Here is a 15,452-nt window from a genome sequence, read left to right as displayed (position 1 = left end):
GAGCAGGTCCGCAGCGCTCGCGGCGCAGGAGGTCACCATGGGCACACACCGCCAACCCCGCCGCCGGGCGGCGTCAGCGCTCGCGGGCGTCGCACTCGTCGCGGTGCTCACCGCGTGCTCGGGTACAGCCGCAGCCGCACCCGAGCCGCGCGTCCCCGCGCCCCCGTCGACCGAGGGCCTCACCACCGCCGCCGTCGACGCGTGGCTCGACGAGACGCTGCCCGCCGCCCTCGAGGAGGGTCGCATCGCGGGGGCGACGGTCGCGGTCGTGGACGACGGCGAGGTCGTCACGGCACGGGGCTTCGGCCTCGCGGACGTCGCCGCCGGGACACCGGTCGACCCCGACGCCACGCTGTTCCGCGTGGGGTCGGTCTCCAAGGTGGTCACCGCGACGGCCGTCATGCAGCTCGTCGAGGACGGCCGCGTCGACCTCGACACGGACGTGGAGCAGTACACCGGGCTCGGACTCGACCTCGACCACCCGGTGACGCTGCGCCACCTGCTCACGCACACCCCCGGGTTCGAGGAGCGGCTCGCCGGGCTGATCGGCGCACCGGGCAGCACGGCGGACCTGCGGGCGAGTCTCGTCACCGACCCGCCCGCGCAGCCGTTCGCGCCCGGCACCGTCCCCGGGTACTCGAACTACGGCAACGCGCTGGCGGGGTACGTCGTCGAGGCGGTGAGCGGGCAGCCGTTCGAGGAGTACGTCGACGAGCGCGTCCTCGCCCCGCTGGGCATGACGTCGTCGTCGTTCGCCCAGCCCCTGCCGGACCACCTGGCCGCGCGGGTCGCCCAGGGCTACCCGACGTCCGACGACGCCCCGATCCCGTTCGAGGTCGTCGGTCAGCCGCCGGCCGGGGCGCTGAGCGCCACCGCCACCGACATGGCGCGCTTCATGCTCGCCCACCTGGGCGAGCCGACCGGCGCCCCCGTCCTCGGGGACGCGACGCGCACGCTCATGCAGGAGCCCGCCCTGGACGCGGACACGCTCGGAGCGCTCGCCGCGGGGCAGCGCATGGGGCTCGGCTGGTTCGACGAGTCCCGCCACGGGCACCGGGTCGTCGGGCACGGCGGCGACACGACGGCCTTCCACTCCCACCTGCAGCTGTGGCCCGACGAGGGCGCGGGGATCTACCTGTCCCTCAGCAGCGACGGCGCGCAGCAGATCGCCTACCAGGTGCGTGAGGACCTGCTCAACGGCTTCGCGGACCGGTGGTTCCCCGCCGACGGGGCGCCGACGGCCGGCACGGTCGACGACGCCACCCGCGCGGCGCACGCGCAGGCGGTGGCCGGGTCGTACGAGTCCACCCGCGGGTTCCACTCGACGTTCCTCACGGCGCTCGGGCCCCTGCAGCCGGTGACCGCACGCGTCGTCGAGGGCGACCGGGTGCTGTTCTCCGCCGGGCTCGGCGGGCCGAACCCCACGGTCTACGAGGAGGTCGAGCCGTGGCTCTACCGGGAGGTCGGCGGCGACCGGCTCCTCGCGGTGCAGGCGGACGACGCGGGTCGCGTCGAGCGGATCGGTCACGATGCCGCGTTCACCCTGGTCCCCGTGACCACGTCGCGTGCCGCGGCTCTGCCCGTGCTCGCCGGGGGCGCTGCGGTGCTCCTGCTCGGCCTGCTCGCGTGGCCGGTCGGAACGGCCGTCCGTGCCGTCCGTGCGCGGCGGGCACGGTCCACGCGGTCGGCGGTGCTCGCCGACGGGGCGTCCTCGACGGGCGCGGGCACCGGCTCCCCGGGCACCGACCGCGACCGGACCGCGCCGTCGGGTCTGCGCCTGTCGCGCACGCTGACCCGGGTGGCTGCCGCCTCGGCCGTCCTCGCGCTCGCCGGCTGGGCGTACGTGGTCCTCACGCTGTCGCAGCTCGGTGACGTGCCGGACGTGGTGATCCGGCTCGTGCAGGTGCTCACCGTGCTGGGGGTGCTGGGGCTGGTCGCCGCCGTGTGGCGGCTCGTGGGCGAGGCCCGCACCCGGACCGGCCGGCTCGCCGTGACGGCCGCGAGCCTGACGGTCGTCGCGTTCGCGGCCGTGTCGTGGGCGGCGAACACGTTACTGCTCACGTCGCCGGACATCACGTACTGAGCCGCGGGCACGGGAGGATGTCGGGCATGGAGACGTCCCGCGCCTCCGCCCCCGGGGCGTGGTGGGCCCAGCGCCTGTCACGCCTCGGGGTGCGGGGGCCCGTCGCGCAGGACCTGCTGCTGGCGGCGGCCGTGACCGTCGTGATGCTGCTGTTCGCGGTCGTCACGGTGCTGAGTGCCCCGCGGGACGTCGCGCCGCACGCCGCGGCGGTGCCGGCGCTGCTGGTCACGGTCGTCGTCCAGGCGCTCGCGATCGCGATCCGCCGCGTGCACCTGCCGACGGCGGTCGGGGTCACCGTCGGGGCGCAGGTCGCGCTCGTCGCGCTCGCGCCCGAGCTGTCCGTCCGGTCGCTCGCCGCGTTCGTCGTCGGGGCGACGCTCGGCACGACCCTGCCGGCCGGCCGGGCGCTGCGCTGGGCCGTGGCCACCGCAGCGGTCGAGGCCACCGCCTCCGCCGTGGTCGTCGTCGCGCACGGCGGCGGGACGGAGACGCTCCTGCAGCACACCGTGTCGTCGCCGATCGTGTGGGTCCCCGCCGCGCTGGTCGGCTCGTACCTGGCGACGCGCCGCGACCACCTGCGGATGGTGCAGGAACGAGCGGCGCAGCTCGAGCGCGAGCGTGACGCGCGCATCCGCTCCGCCGTCGCCGACGAGCGCGCGCGGCTGGCGCGCGAGCTGCACGACGTGGCCGCGCACCACCTGTCCGGCATGGTCGTGCAGGCCGCGGCCGTCGAGCGGCTGGTCGGGCGGGACCCCGCCGCCGCCCGTGCCGGCGCCGTGTGGCTGCGGGACCAGGGCCGCGAGACGCTCGACAACCTGCGCCAGGTCGTCGGGCTGCTGCGGGGGGACGACGTCACGGACGGGCGCGCGCCCGTCCCCGGCCTCGCGGCGCTGCCCGACCTGGTCCGCGGCGCGCGGGAGCTGGGCGACACCGTCGAGCTCGCGCAGGTCGGCGCCCCCGACGACGGCGACCACCTCACGCTGCCACCGCTCGCGGACGTGTCGGTCTACCGCGTCGCGCAGCAGGCCCTGACCAACGCGCGGCAGCACGCGCCGGGTGCACCGGTGCAGGTGCGGGTCGAGCGGGCGCCCGGCGTCGTCGTGCTCGACGTGGTCAACGGGGCCCCGGCGCGGGCGGTGCGCGCGGCCCGGGGCGAGCGCGGCGGTGCGGGGCTCGCCGTCATGCGGGAGCGCGCCGCGCTGGTCGGCGGCACGCTCGCCGCCGGGCCGACCTCCGACGGCGGGTGGCAGGTGCGGCTGCGGGTGCCGGTGGACGACGGCCCGGCGGGTGCGCCGGGAAGCGACGACGGGACGGTGGGTGCGTGATCCGGGTGGTGCTGGTCGACGACCAGGCGGTGGTGCGGGCGGGGTTCCGCGTGCTGCTGGAGGAGTACGACGACCTGGAGGTCGTCGGCGAGGCGTCCAGCGGTCCCGAGGCCGTCGCGGTGGCGCGGCGGACCCGGCCGGACGTCGTCTGCATGGACGTGCGGATGCCCGGCGGCGACGGGCTGACCGCGACGCGGCAGATCGTGGCCGAGCGTGACGGGGACCGTCCCGCGGTGCTCGTCGTGACGACCTTCGACCTCGACGAGTACGTCTTCGGTGCGCTCGAGGCCGGCGCCGAGGGCTTCGTCCTCAAGGACGCCGACCCGGCGGACCTCGCCGACGCCGTGCGCCGCCTGGCCCGCGGCGACGGGATGCTCGACCAGGCGGTCACGCGCCGCGTCATCGCCGAGTTCGCCCGCCGCCGACCCGCGCCCGCGCCCGGCGCCGAGGCCGACCTGCTCACCCCGCGCGAGACCGACATCGTCCGCCTGCTCGCGCAGGGCCTGTCCAACGCGGAGATCGCGCAGGCGCTGGTCGTCGAGCCGTCGACCGTCAAGTCCCACCTGGGCCGGGCCATGACGAAGCTCGGCACGCGGGACCGGCTGCAGACGGTCGTGTGGGCCTACCGGACCGGGCTGGCGACCCCCCGCTGACGAAGCTGCGGCCGGACTCCACATCCCGGGCGGTGAGACGCGTTGTGAGGGGGCACCATCCCACCCACCCAGGAGGACGCATGAACCCCAGCACCAGCCGCCGCAAGCGACTCGTCGCCGCAGGTGTCGTCGCCACGGCCCTGTCGGTCGCCGGCACCGGCGCCGCGATGGCCGCCAACAGCGCGCGGCCCGCGGCCGACGAGCCGGGCGCACCCGCCGCCGCCGCGCCGGACGCGGCCACCCCGGGGACGCCCGTCGACGAGGAGGCGCTCGCCCGCGAGGCCGCCGCGCTCGAGAGCTACACGCAGGCGCAGTACGACGCCTTCTGGGCGTCGGGCTACACGACCGCCGACCTCGACGCGCTCGCGGCGCTGTGGGGCACGGAGTACACGGAGACCAAGTCCCGCGTCGGGCAGATGCTGCTCGACGGCGCCGACCTGCCGTTCCCCCCGGGCTCCACCCCGTCGAACGACCCGGCCGGGGACGCGGCGGTCGCCTTCTGGGACGCCGGGTACACGTACGAGGACGCCGAGGCGCTCGCCGCGCTGTGGGGCACGGACGTGTGGGAGACCAAGGTCCGCGCCGGTCAGGCGCTCCTGGACGGCGAGGCGCTGCCGGTCGCCCCGGGGTCGTCCGTCACCCCCTGACGAGCGCCCCGCTGCCCTGACCGCCCGAGACGACGAGGACCCCCGTGGACGAGCTCACGCTGCGCACCGGATTCGAGATCGAGCTGCTGGCCCCGCCGGGCTCCGACCGGCAGGCGCTGGCGGACGTCGTCGCTGCCCGTGCCGGGGGCCACGTCCGACGGGAGTTCCACGCCGACAGCCAGCCCTCCCCGGTGCCGGGCGTCAGCGTGTTCCGCCACCTCTCGCCGGCGTTCGCGGTCACCGGCCCCGCGGGGGAGCCGGTCGCCCGGTTCGTCGACGACATCACCATCGAGGCGGACCTCGCCCCGGTGCCCGGGTCGCAGCCGCGGCGCGGGCACCGGGGGTGGTACCGGCTGCTGTCCGACGAGGGCCGGCTGCTGCGGCTCGTCGAGCGGCACGTCGACCCCCACGCACCGATGGCAACCGTGCTCGAGCCCGTCGCCGCGCTCTTCGGGGTCGGCGTCGACGCGTTCCAGGCCGCGGCGCGCGTCAACGACCCGACGGGCGCGTCGATCGCCGTCGCCCTGCCCCTGCCGCCCGGGCGGGAACGTCCCTGCGAGATCGTCACGCCGCCGCTCGAGCGCGACCACGCCCGGGCCCTCGAGCGCCTGCTCGGCCCCGCGCGCGAGCTCGGCTTCACCGTCCCGCAGGAGGCGGCCGTCCACCTGCACGTCGACGCGGGCCCGTTCCGCCGGTCGTCCGCCCTGGCCAACCTCGTGCGGCTCTTCGCCCACTGGCGGGCACCGCTGTGGGCCGCCCTCGGGACGAACCCACGGTGCCGCCGGCTCGCGCCGCTGCCGGACGCGCTGGTCCGGCTCGTCGAGCACGGCTGGCAGGACACCGACGACGGCTGGGCCGGGCTGCAGGACGCCGCCCGTGCCGTCGGGCTGACGAAGTACGCCGACGTCAACCTCGTCCAGCTGGTCGCCGCGCGGCCGCTGCGCGACACCGTCGAGGTGCGCATCCTGCCGGGCGACGTCGACGCCCGGTCGATCGTCGAGCGTGCGGCACTCGTCGAGCGGCTCCTGCTGCGGTGCCTCGACCCCGCACCGCTGCCGCCCCCGGGCCCCGACGCGGCGGACGACCCCCGCGGCGCGCTCGACGCGCTCGCGGCCGTGGCGGTCCGGTGACGTCGCTGGGGGCCGTGAGCCCCGAGAGCGCCGAGATCCCGGTCGTCCTGCTGGACCGCCGGCGCAGCGCCCGCCGGCGCTCGGCGGAGCCGGCGGCCCAGGTGCTCGACGACGTCGTCCGCACCCACCTGCCGGGCCTGGTGCGGTACGCGACCGTGCTGGTCGGCGACGGGCACACGGCCGCCGACCTCGTGCAGGAGGTGCTGCTGCGCGCGCACGTGCGCTGGCAGCGCATCGCCCTCATGGAACGGCCCGACCTGTACCTGCGCCGCATGGTGACCAACGAGCACCTGTCGTGGCGGCGGCGCTGGCACGTCCGCACGATCCACCCCGCGTCGGACGACGTGCTCGCGGCGCACGCACCACCGCAGGGCGACCACGCCGAGGCCGCGGCCCGCGACGACGTCATGTGGCAGCACCTCGCGTCGCTGCCCCCGCGGCAGCGCACCGTCCTCGTGCTGCGGTACTACGAGAACCTGACCGACCCCGAGATCGCGCAGGTGCTCGGCACGTCGAGCGCGACGGTGCGCTCGCACGCCGCCCGCGCCCTGGCCACCCTCCGCCACACCGACCTCACCACCCCACCGGAGACACGATGAGCCCGCACCGCCGACCTTCCGGCACCCCCGCCGGCGCGGCCCCGTCGGACGACGAGCTGGCCGCACGGATCGCCGACGCCCTGCAGCGGCGTGCCACGGTCGCACCGGACCCGGCGACGGTGGGCGCGGACCTGGCCTCCGCGGTCGCGCGCCGCACGTCGCCCCGCGCCGTGGCGGTGCGCCGCAGCGGCCGGATCCTCACCGTGGGCGTCGTCACGGGGACGATCGCCGTCGGCGCCGCCGGGGCCGCGGCCGCCGCGAACCCGTTCTCCGGCGTCGCGGTCGCGGTCGAGGACGCCGCCCGGACCGTCGGTCTCGACGTCTCCTTCCTGCCCAAGGGTCACAGCCGTGAGCAGTACGACGCGTTCTGGGCGGCGGGTTACGACGTCGGGGAGGTCGACGCGCTCAGCAAGCTGTGGGGCACCGACCTCGTCGAGACCAAGTCGCGCGCGGGGCAGATGCTGCTCGACGGCGTCGAGCTGCCGGTCGCCCCCGGCTCCGTCGCGTACGTCCCCTTCGTCGAGGGCGAGGACGAGGTCAACGCGTTCTTCGCGAGCGGCTACACGTACGAGGACGCCGAGGCGCTCGGCGCCCTGTGGGGCATCGAGGCGTTCGAGGCCAAGGCGCGCGCCGGGCAGGCCGTCCTCGACGGTGAGGAGCTGCCGATCGCCCCGGGGTCCTCACCGACGCCGGCGGAGTACGGCTCGCGGGACGACCGCCCGCGGGACGACGGCCCGCGGGAGGGGGGCCCGCCGGCGGCCCCGGCCCCCGCCTCCCCCACCGACACCCCCCGCAGCAGGTGACCACCCCCACCCCCCTTGACCCCCCGGGCGTGAGAGAGCGATCCAGCACCCCACCGGCACCTCCGGCGCCGGGCCGAGCCGGGCTGGATCGCACTCTCGCCGCGACAGTGCAATCCAGCCCGACAGCGCAATCCAGCCCGACAGCGCGATCAAGCGCGACAGTGCGATCCAGCCCGACAGCGCGCGATCACGCACGACAGTGCGATCCAGCTCCCTGCCCGCTGCCGGCGGCCGGGCTGGATTGCACTCTCGCCACCTCCCTGGGGGCATGACCTCGTCCCGTGACCGGGGCGGGTGCGCGCGTGACCCGTCACCCGTCCGGGCGTTACCGATTTGTTACTCTTCCGCACGCCGTGGGAATCGGACATTCTGGGCGCGCCGGTGCCGTCCCACCGGTCGGCGGGGTCGCCGTGCGACCCCGCCGTCGCCCCCGTCAGCGAGGTCCCCCTCCATGCCGTTCCCCCGTGCACGTCGATCCGTGGCCCTCACCGTGGCCGCGCTCGCCGCCCTCACCACCCTCACCACCGCGAGCGGGGCCGCCGCCGCGACCGCGTGCCCCGACGTCGAGCTGGTGTTCGCCCGCGGCACCGGCGAGACCCCCGGTCTCGGCATCGTCGGGCGCCCGCTCGAGCGCGCCCTGGCCGCCGAGCTGCCCGGCCGCCGCGTCGTGGCCACCGCCGTCGACTACGCCGCGAGCTCCTCCCAGGCCAGCGCCGGCCCCGGGTCGGGCGACATGGTCGCCAAGGTCCGCGCCCGGGCGGCGGCCTGCCCCGGGACGCAGTTCGTCCTCGGCGGGTACTCCCAGGGTGCGACGGTCACCGACCTCGCCCTCGGCATCCGGACCGGCGTCACCTCGGGGACGGCGCTGCCGGCCGACCTCGCCGCGCGCGTCGCGGCGGTCGTCGTCTACGGCAACCCGCTGGGGCTCACCCGCCGCACCATCGCCCAGGCCGCGCCCGACTTCGCCACCCGGGCCGTCGAGTTCTGCAACGCGGGGGACCCGGTCTGCGAGCCGAGCGGCGGACGCTTCTCGGCGCACCTGACCTACGCGACCAACGGCACGGTCACCGAGGGTGCGCGGTTCGCCGCGTCGCTCGTCGGCGCACCGGCGCCGGCACCGGGCCCGGCCCCGACCGATCCCGCCGCACCGGCACCCGGCCCGACGACACCCGCGCCCGCCCCGGTCGGCGAGTGCGTCTCGGCGAGCACGCTGCAGCACGTCCGCGACGGCCGCGCCGTCCCGGTCTGGCTGCGGACCTACGCCCAAGGCTCGCGCGACGCGCTCGGGTCGCTGAGCAGCCGCAACGTCGTCGCCCTGCAGCTGACCGACACCGACACCTGGACCCTGGTCCCCTCCTGCTGACCCCCGCACGCGAGAGGACGATCCAGCCCACCCCCTCCGGGGCTGGATCGTCCTCTCGTCACCAGGTCGTGGACCCCCCTGGAGCGCGAGAGGTCGATCCGGCCGCAGGGCTGCGGCTGGATCGACCTCTCGCGTACGGGGTGGGGTGGGGTGGCGTGGGGTGGGTGGTCAGGCGGGGGTGATGGCGAACCGGCGGGTCGCCAGGACCTCGGCGATCTGGACCGCGTTGAGCGCGGCGCCCTTGCGCAGGTTGTCGTTGCTGATGAACAGCGCGAGCCCGCGGCCGTCGGGGGCACCCTCGTCCTGGCGCAGCCGTCCGACGAACGACGGGTCCTGCCCGGCGGCGACCAGCGGCGTCGGGACGTCGGCGAGCTGCACGCCCGGCGCCGTCGACAGCAGCTCGGTCGCGCGCTCCACGGAGATCGACCGCTCGAACTCGGCGTTGACGCTCAGCGAGTGCCCCGTGAAGACCGGCACGCGCACGCACGTGCCGGAGACCAGCAGGTCCGGGACGTCGAGGATCTTGCGCGACTCGTGCCGCAGCTTCTGCTCCTCGTCGGTCTCGTGCAGGCCGTCCTCGACGATCGACCCCGCGAGGGGGATCACGTCGAACGCGATCGGCGCGACGTACTTCTCCGGCGACGGGAAGGCGACCGCGCCGCCGTCGTGGACCAGCGCGAGCGTGTCCTGCTCGACCGCCGCGCGGATCTGCCCGTCGAGCTCGCGCGCACCGGCGAGCCCCGAGCCGGACACCGCCTGGTACGTCGAGACGACGAGGCGCCGCAGCCCGGCCTCCTCGTGCAGCACCTTGAGCACGGGCATCGCGGCCATCGTCGTGCAGTTGGGGTTCGCGACGATGCCGATCTCGATCTCGTCGAGTGCCTGCGGGTTCACCTCGGACACCACGAGCGGCACCCGCGGGTCCCGGCGCCACGCCGAGGAGTTGTCCACGACGATCGCGCCCGCCTCCGCGAACCGCGGCGCGTGCTCCTTGGACGTCGAGCCGCCCGCGGAGAACAGCGCGATGTCGATGCCGGCCAGGTCGGCCGTCGCGACGTCCTCGACGACGACGTCGGTGCCCCGCCACGGCAGCGTCGTGCCCGCGGAGCGCGCGGAGGCGAAGTACCGGATCGACGCGACCGGGAAGTCCCGCTCGTCCAGCAGCCGGCGCATCACGGCGCCGACCTGACCGGTCGCCCCGACGACCGCGACCCTCAGACCCTCAGCCACGTCAGCGCCCCGTCCCGCCGTACACGACGGCCTCGGTCTCGGTGGCGTCCAGCTCGAACGCCGTGTGCACGGCCCGCACGGCCTCGTCGAGCGAGTCCGCGCGGGTGACGACGGAGATGCGGATCTCCGACGTCGAGATCATCTCGATGTTGACGCCGGCCTCGGACAGCGCGGCGAACAGCCGGGCCGACACGCCCGGGTGCGACTTCATGCCCGCGCCGACGAGCGAGAGCTTGCCGATCGTGTCGTCGTACTGCAGCGACTGGAACCCGATCGTCGGCTGGTCGGTCGTCAGCGCGGACGTCGCGCGCGCACCGTCGGTGGCCGGCAGCGTGAAGGAGATGTCCGTCAGCCCTGTCGCGGCCGCGGACACGTTCTGCACGATCATGTCGATGTTGACGCCGGCGCCGGCGACGATCTCGAAGATCCGTGCGGCCTTGCCCGGGACGTCGGGCACGCCGACGACCGTGATCTTGGCCTCGCTGCGGTCGTGCGCGACGCCCGCGATGATCGGCTGCTCCATGGTGGGGTCCTCCTGGTTGGTCACGAGCGTGCCGGTGTGCGTCGAGAACGACGAGCGCACGTGCACGGGCACGTCGTACCGGCGGGCGTACTCGACGCAGCGGGGCATGAGCACCTTCGCCCCGCTCGCCGCCATCTCGAGCATCTCGTCGTAGCCGACGCGGTCCAGCTTGCGGGCGGTCGGCACGATGCGGGGGTCGGCGGTGAACACCCCGTCGACGTCGGTGTAGATCTCGCACACGTCGGCCTTGAGGGCCGCGGCCAGCGCGACGGCCGTGGTGTCCGAGCCGCCGCGGCCGAGCGTCGTCACGTCGTTGGTCGAGGGGTTGACGCCCTGGAACCCGGCGACGATCGCGACCTCGCCGCGCGCGATGGTGTCCTTGATGCGGCTGGGCGTGACGTCGATGATCCGCGCCTTGCCGTACACCTCGTCGGTGATGACGCCGGCCTGCTGGCCCGTGAACGACTTGGCCTCGACGCCCAGGTTGTTGATGGCCATCGCGAGCAGCGACATCGAGATGCGCTCGCCCGCGGTCAGCAGGATGTCCATCTCGCGCACCGGCGGCAGCGGCGTCACCTGCTGGGCGAGGTCGATGAGCTCGTCGGTGGTGTCCCCCATGGCCGAGACCACGACGACCACGTCGTGCCCGGCCTTGCGCGTCTCGACCACCCGCTTGGCGACGCGCTTGATGCTGGCGGCGTCGGCGACGGACGAGCCACCGAACTTCTGGACGATGAGGGCCACGGGTCAGGACGCTTCCGGTGGGTGGTCGGGGACCCGGCGAGTGTAGGCCGGGCCCAGGATGCGGACGGGCGCCATTTCGCATGACGGGACGGCCGTCCCACGGGGCTGAAGCGTTTGGGTACTGGCCGCGGTCGTCCTCGATCGAGCACCGTGGGCTCGGGCGCACCCGCGAGGGCGCCGCACGGCGCCGACGCGCCCGACCGGGGGGAACCACCGATGACCACACGCCCGACCGCGCGGGTGCGCGGCCTCGTCGCCGGCGCCGCCGCCGCGGCCCTGACCGTCACGGGCCTGGCGGCCGCGCTGACGACGCCCGCCACGGCGCTGTCCCCCATCCGGCACTGCTCGGTGCAGGAGACCACCCACACCTGGCCCGGCGGGTTCGTCACCGAGCTGACCGTCACGATGCTCGTCCCCGTCTCCGGGTGGACGCTGGAGTGGACCAACACGCCCGGCCAGCGGGTCCTGCACACCTGGAACGCGCGGTCGTCGGGCTCCGACGGCGTCTACCGCTTCCAGGACGCCGGCTGGAACGGCGACGTCCCGGTGGACGGCACCTTCCGGTTCGGCTTCCAGGGCACGTCCGACGGCGCGTGGACCAGGCCGTCGAACATCACCGTCAACGGCGTCTACTGCCTGCAGTACATGCCCCCGTGGGTGACGCCGACGCCCACCGTGGCACCGGTCCCCACGCTCGCGCCGCCGGCGAGCCCCACCGCCGACCCGGGGGCGACGCCCGCCGACGGCCAGGGCTGAGAGCGCGACGCCCCCACCGTCCTGCGACCCGGGGGCGACGCCCGCCCGCGCACCGTCCACCCGGGGTCGGACGCGCGCGGACCGCACGGCTCCTAGCGTGGCGTCATGCCACCCGACGCACCGCACGGGCTGCCCGGCGGCCCCGAGCCCGCCGCCCTCGCCCTGGCCCCCCACCCGCACGGCATCGAGGTCAGCGGGCTGCGGCGCGCGTTCGGCACGGTCAAGGCCCTGGACGGCGCCGACCTGGTCGCCCGCTCCGGCGCCGTGACCGCGCTCGTCGGGCCCAACGGCTCCGGCAAGACGACGCTGCTGCTGATCCTCGCGGGCCTGCTCGTGCCGGACACCGGCCAGGTGCGCGTCGCGGGCCACGACCCCGTGACCGACAGCGCCGGTGCCCGTGCCCGCACCGGCTGGATGCCCGACGCGTTCGGCACCTGGGACTCCCTGACGGCCCGCGAGGTCCTCGCGACGTTCGCGGACGCGTACCGGGTCGACCGGGCCACGGCGTCCGCACGCATCGACGAGCTGCTCGCGACCGTGCACCTCACGGAGTACGCCGACCAGCCCGCGGCGGTCCTGTCCCGCGGGCAGAAGCAGCGTCTGGGCCTGGCGCGTGCGCTGGTCCACGACCCGCAGGTGCTGCTGCTCGACGAGCCGGCGAGCGGGCTCGACCCGCGGTCCCGCGTCGACCTGCGGATCCTGCTGCGCCGCCTCGCCGACGAGGGACGCACCGTCCTGGTCTCCTCGCACGTCCTGTCGGAGCTCGACGAGATGGCCGACGACGCCGTCTTCCTCTCGCGCGGCCGCACGGTCGCCGGGATGTCCGACGCGGACGTCGCCAGCGGCCGGCGGACGTGGCACGTGCGCACCCTGTCGCTGCCCGCGCTGACGGGGTGGCTGGACACCGCCGGCGTCACGTACCGGCTCGACGGCGCGGTCCGCCCCACCGACGTGGCACCCGACGGCACCGCGCCTCCCGGCGGCGTCCTCGTCGACGTCGACGGCGAGCTCGGTGCGGCCGCGCTGCTGCGCGACCTCGTCACCGCCGGAGTCCCCGTCGTGTCGTCGGCACCCGCCGCCGGCGCACTCGAGCAGGCGTACCTCGCCCTGGAGGAGGAGCGGCGATGACCGCGACGACCACCCCCCCGACCCCGGCACCCGCGTCGCCCGCGTCTCCCGCGCCGGCCACGCCCGCCGTCGGCACCTGGACCCTGACGTGGCACGGTGTGCGCACGGTGACCGCCCTCGAGCTGCGCCAGCGCGTGCGCTCCTCGCGGTGGAAGGCCGCGCTCGTCGTGTGGTTCGTCATCGTCGGGGCCATCACGCTCCTCGCCGGTGGCGCCCTGACCGTGTTCGACGAGTCCGCGGCGCGGACCGACGAGGCCGGGCCCGTCCTGTTCGTCGTCGTCACGGCCCTCGTCCTGGGGCTCGGGCTGCTCGTCACGCCCACGCTCGCGTCGACGTCCGTCAACGGGGACCGGTCCGCCGGCACCCTCGCGACGCTGCAGGTCACGCTCCTGTCCCCGGCCGAGATCGCCGCCGGCAAGCTGCTGGCCGCGTGGCTCAGCGCCTGCGCGTTCCTCGCCGTCAGCCTGCCGTTCTTCGCGATCGCCCTGGCCATGGGCGGCGTGCCGGCCGCGACGCTGCCCCGGGTCGTCGTGCTGACCGCGCTGCTGCTGGCCGCCGTGTGCGGCATGGGCCTGGGCTGGTCGACGCTGGCCGCGCGGCCCGCCGGCTCCACGGTCCTCACGTTCGTCACGGTCGCGGCGCTCACCGTGTTCACGCCGATCTTCTTCGGCCTGACCTACCCGTTCCTCAGCACCACGCAGGACGTGCAGGTCTACTCCGTCCCGGACTCCTACTGGGAGCAGATGGACGACGAGGGCATGCCCACCGGCCAGCCGGTCTGCGAGCTGGACGTGCAGGAGCGCGCCGTCGCCCGCACCGAGTGGACGTGGTGGCTGCTGGCCGTCAACCCGTTCGCCGTGGTCGCCGACGGCGCCGTGCCCGACGTCCCGCAGGAGCCGTACACGGCCGCCGCCTACGCCAACCAGACCACCCAGGCCCTGCGGGACCTGCGCCTGGGCGCTCCCGAGATCCTCGACGAGTGCTGGGCGCAGGAGGACACCTCGGACGTGATCCCCGCCCGGGACGGCGCCGGGCCGGTGTGGCCCTACGGTCTGGCGGTCAACCTGCTGCTCGGCGCCGCCGGGTTCGTCGTCGCCGTCCGGCGCTTGCGCATCCCGCAGCGCACCCTGGCGCGCGGGACCCGCGTGGCCTGACCCCCCCGACGCCGCCCGCCGGTCGTCCGCCCCCGCCCCCCGGTCCACTCCCCTCCGGTCGGCGGTCACCGGCGGCGACCGGCGGGCGGACCAGCGTCAGGGCTGCAGGGCGTCGTACTCCGCCTCGGCGGCGACGTCGTCGTCCACGTCGAGACGCACGTGCGCGAGGATCGTCTGGATGGCGCGCAGCGTGCTGGCGGCGCGCTCGCCCCAGTCGGACAGGTAGCTGAACTGCCACCACCACAGGGCCTCGAGCACGTGACCGCGCGCGTGGTGCGCCAGGCCCTGGGACAGGGCTCCCGCGATCGCGACGAGGTCCCCGGAGATCGTCGCCTCCTCGACCTCCGGGCCCAGCAGCGGGTCCACGACCTCGACGTACTCGTCGATGCCGTCGAAGAGGTTGGCGAGGTTGGCGCGCAGCGGCTCCAGGTCGGCGTCGGGGCCGACGTCGGGCTCGAAGCGCGACGGCGGCACGACGTCCGTCGTCGCGCCCAGCCGCGCGCCGGCGGCGAGCAGGTCGGACAGCGCGAGCAGCAGCAGCGGCAGGGACGCGTCGGGCGCGGAGCCCGCCGCCACCTCGGTGACCGTCGTGAGGAACCCGCGGGACTCCGACGCGACCGCGTCGGCGATGTCCCGCAGGTCGGCGTCCGCCGTCGGACGCTCGTCGTCGGTGCTCATGGGTTCCCCCTCGTGGTGGTGGTCGTCACGCGCTGAGGCGACGTCGACCCTCGAACGCCCGGCCGAGCGTGACCTCGTCGGCGTACTCCAGGTCGCCACCCACCGGCAGCCCGGACGCGAGCCGGCTCACCGTCAGCCCCATCGGCACGAGCAGCCGCGCCAGGTAGGTGGCCGTGGCCTCGCCCTCGACGTTCGGGTCGGTGGCGAGGATGACCTCGGTGACCGTGGCGTCGGCGAGCCGCGTCATGAGCTGGGCGATGCGCAGGTCGTCCGGGCCGACGCCCCCGATCGGGTTGATGGCCCCGCCGAGCACGTGGTACCGACCGCGGAACTCCCGCGTGCGCTCGATCGCCACGACGTCCTTGGCCTCCTCGACCACGCAGATGGTCGTCAGCAGGCGGCGCGGGTCACGGCAGATGCGGCACTGCGTCTCCTGGGCGACGTTGCCGCAGATCTCGCAGAACTGCACGCGCAGCTTGACCTCGGTCAGCGCGTCGGCGAGCCGGCGCACGTCCGCCGGGTCGGCGGCGAGCACGTGGAACGCGATGCGCTGGGCGCTCTTGGGGCCGACCCCGGGCAACCGCCCGAGCTCGTCGACCAGGTCCTGGATCGCGCCTTCGTACACCCCGTCAGCGT

At 75.6% G+C, this 15,452-nt stretch carries 15 protein-coding genes; 11 read left to right on the top strand and 4 right to left on the bottom strand.

What is annotated here, in order from left to right; genetic code table 11:
• The first annotated feature begins 37 nt into the window (after window positions 1-37).
• The 8 genes from Cph01nite_RS12940 to Cph01nite_RS12905 all read left to right on the top strand — a co-directional run bounded on the left by Cph01nite_RS12940 (window position 38) and on the right by Cph01nite_RS12905 (window position 8,603).
• Window positions 38-2,083 carry a serine hydrolase domain-containing protein gene (locus Cph01nite_RS12940; protein ID WP_203674801.1) on the top strand — a complete coding sequence of 682 codons (2,046 nt, stop codon included), beginning with the start codon at window positions 38-40 and terminating at the stop codon, window positions 2,081-2,083.
• A 26-nt stretch (window positions 2,084-2,109) separates the two neighbouring features.
• Window positions 2,110-3,408, top strand: a complete 1,299-nt coding sequence (locus Cph01nite_RS12935; RefSeq protein WP_203674799.1) for a sensor histidine kinase — start codon at window positions 2,110-2,112, stop codon at window positions 3,406-3,408.
• On the top strand, window positions 3,405-4,061 hold the full coding sequence (locus Cph01nite_RS12930; RefSeq protein WP_203674797.1) for a response regulator: 657 nt from the start codon (window positions 3,405-3,407) through the stop codon (window positions 4,059-4,061). The genes Cph01nite_RS12935 and Cph01nite_RS12930 overlap by 4 nt, the downstream gene beginning before the upstream one ends.
• Window positions 4,062-4,141: 80 nt before the next feature.
• Window positions 4,142-4,708 (top strand): hypothetical protein, encoded by a 567-nt coding sequence (locus Cph01nite_RS12925; RefSeq protein WP_203674795.1) that lies wholly within the window; start codon window positions 4,142-4,144, stop codon window positions 4,706-4,708.
• 44 nt (window positions 4,709-4,752) lie between these two features.
• The gene (locus Cph01nite_RS12920) at window positions 4,753-5,838 is read left to right on the top strand and encodes an amidoligase family protein (RefSeq protein ID WP_203674793.1); all 1,086 of its coding nucleotides are present in this window, start codon (window positions 4,753-4,755) and stop codon (window positions 5,836-5,838) included.
• 14 nt (window positions 5,839-5,852) lie between these two features.
• On the top strand, window positions 5,853-6,437 hold the full coding sequence (locus tag Cph01nite_RS12915) for a SigE family RNA polymerase sigma factor (protein WP_239069246.1): 585 nt from the start codon (window positions 5,853-5,855) through the stop codon (window positions 6,435-6,437).
• Window positions 6,434-7,240, top strand: a complete 807-nt coding sequence (locus Cph01nite_RS12910; RefSeq protein WP_203674791.1) for a hypothetical protein — start codon at window positions 6,434-6,436, stop codon at window positions 7,238-7,240. The genes Cph01nite_RS12915 and Cph01nite_RS12910 overlap by 4 nt, the downstream gene beginning before the upstream one ends.
• A gap of 451 nt (window positions 7,241-7,691) precedes the next feature.
• On the top strand, window positions 7,692-8,603 hold the full coding sequence (locus Cph01nite_RS12905; RefSeq protein WP_203674789.1) for a cutinase family protein: 912 nt from the start codon (window positions 7,692-7,694) through the stop codon (window positions 8,601-8,603).
• 168 nt (window positions 8,604-8,771) lie between these two features.
• Here the strand turns inward: Cph01nite_RS12905 and Cph01nite_RS12900 are convergent, their stop codons facing one another.
• Together Cph01nite_RS12900 and Cph01nite_RS12895 are read right to left on the bottom strand one after the other, a co-directional pair.
• Window positions 8,772-9,833, bottom strand: a complete 1,062-nt coding sequence (locus Cph01nite_RS12900) for an aspartate-semialdehyde dehydrogenase (RefSeq protein ID WP_203674787.1) — start codon at window positions 9,831-9,833, stop codon at window positions 8,772-8,774.
• 1 nt (window position 9,834) lies between these two features.
• Window positions 9,835-11,100: an aspartate kinase gene (locus tag Cph01nite_RS12895; RefSeq protein WP_203674785.1), complete on the bottom strand. Its 1,266-nt coding sequence runs from the start codon at window positions 11,098-11,100 to the stop codon at window positions 9,835-9,837.
• Between the two features lie 216 nt (window positions 11,101-11,316).
• On the opposite strand from Cph01nite_RS12895, the gene Cph01nite_RS12890 reads away from it, so the two are divergent.
• From Cph01nite_RS12890 to Cph01nite_RS12880, 3 genes are all read left to right on the top strand, one after another.
• Window positions 11,317-11,856 carry a cellulose binding domain-containing protein gene (locus Cph01nite_RS12890; protein ID WP_203674783.1) on the top strand — a complete coding sequence of 180 codons (540 nt, stop codon included), beginning with the start codon at window positions 11,317-11,319 and terminating at the stop codon, window positions 11,854-11,856.
• Window positions 11,857-11,961: 105 nt separating this feature from the next.
• Window positions 11,962-12,984 carry an ABC transporter ATP-binding protein gene (locus tag Cph01nite_RS12885; protein ID WP_203674781.1) on the top strand — a complete coding sequence of 341 codons (1,023 nt, stop codon included), beginning with the start codon at window positions 11,962-11,964 and terminating at the stop codon, window positions 12,982-12,984.
• Complete coding sequence (locus Cph01nite_RS12880; RefSeq protein WP_203674779.1) at window positions 12,981-14,138, top strand: ABC transporter permease; 1,158 nt, start codon at window positions 12,981-12,983, stop codon at window positions 14,136-14,138. Before Cph01nite_RS12885 ends, Cph01nite_RS12880 begins: the two co-directional genes overlap by 4 nt.
• 96 nt (window positions 14,139-14,234) lie before the next feature.
• Here Cph01nite_RS12880 and Cph01nite_RS12875 read toward each other — a convergent pair whose 3' ends face one another.
• Together Cph01nite_RS12875 and recR are read right to left on the bottom strand one after the other, a co-directional pair.
• Complete coding sequence (locus Cph01nite_RS12875) at window positions 14,235-14,816, bottom strand: DUF5063 domain-containing protein (protein WP_203674777.1); 582 nt, start codon at window positions 14,814-14,816, stop codon at window positions 14,235-14,237.
• Between the two features lie 25 nt (window positions 14,817-14,841).
• Window positions 14,842-15,441: a recombination mediator RecR gene (recR, locus tag Cph01nite_RS12870; protein WP_203674775.1), complete on the bottom strand. Its 600-nt coding sequence runs from the start codon at window positions 15,439-15,441 to the stop codon at window positions 14,842-14,844.
• Window positions 15,442-15,452: the final 11 nt, after the last annotated feature.

The organism is Cellulomonas phragmiteti, from assembly GCF_016862775.1.
GTDB classification, from domain to species: domain Bacteria; phylum Actinomycetota; class Actinomycetes; order Actinomycetales; family Cellulomonadaceae; genus Cellulomonas; species Cellulomonas phragmiteti.
Note: the sequence above shows the minus strand (reverse complement) of the source record. Positions and strands in the feature narration are given on the sequence as shown.